This is a genomic window from Xanthomonas arboricola pv. guizotiae (assembly GCF_002940205.1).
GTDB classification, from domain to species: domain Bacteria; phylum Pseudomonadota; class Gammaproteobacteria; order Xanthomonadales; family Xanthomonadaceae; genus Xanthomonas; species Xanthomonas arboricola_C.
In genome coordinates this window covers 1-505 of the sequence record NZ_MDSK01000125.1, presented here as the reverse complement: position 1 = coordinate 505, position 505 = coordinate 1, and the positions used below count along the sequence as shown (strand labels likewise).

The window sequence follows — 505 nt, the reverse complement described above, 5'->3', positions numbered from 1 at the left end:
CGCTGGTCCTTGACCGAGGTGCGGTAGTGCTCGAGGGCTTCCCTGGCATGGTCGTGCTTGTGTTCCAATGATTTCGCATGGGCGTCGTGCTCGGCCACGCGAACGGTCAGACCGTAGATCCGTTCCTCCAGCTGCGCCAGTTCGGTGGTGCGGCGGGCCACTTCGCTCCTGACAGCGTCGCCCGCCTCGCGTTCGGCCTGCAGGGCGGTCTCGCAGCGTTGCAGCTGCGTCATGAGTGAGCCGGCCTCCTGCCGGGCCTGCTCCAGCGCTTGGGTGCGTTCCAGCAGCTGCGCCTGGAAGCGCGCCTGGGCCTGCGCAACGACCGTGTCGGCCTCGGCGTGCAAGCGCTCGGCCAGGCGGCTGACCAGATCCTGCAGCGCGTCGCTGATGGTCACCTTGGCGCCGGGGCGCTGCCCTTCCTCCTCTTCCAACTCCCTCAAATAGCGGTGGATGGTGGTCTTGGACCCCGTGTTGCCCAGCGCCACCCGGACCGCGTCCACGGACG

The 505-nt window shown here is 68.5% G+C and carries 1 protein-coding gene; it reads right to left on the bottom strand.

The genetic code is table 11. From position 1 onward, the window contains the following. The coding region (locus XarbCFBP7408_RS22125) for a DNA-binding protein (protein WP_258072310.1) at positions 1–505 on the bottom strand (505 nt) is incomplete at both ends.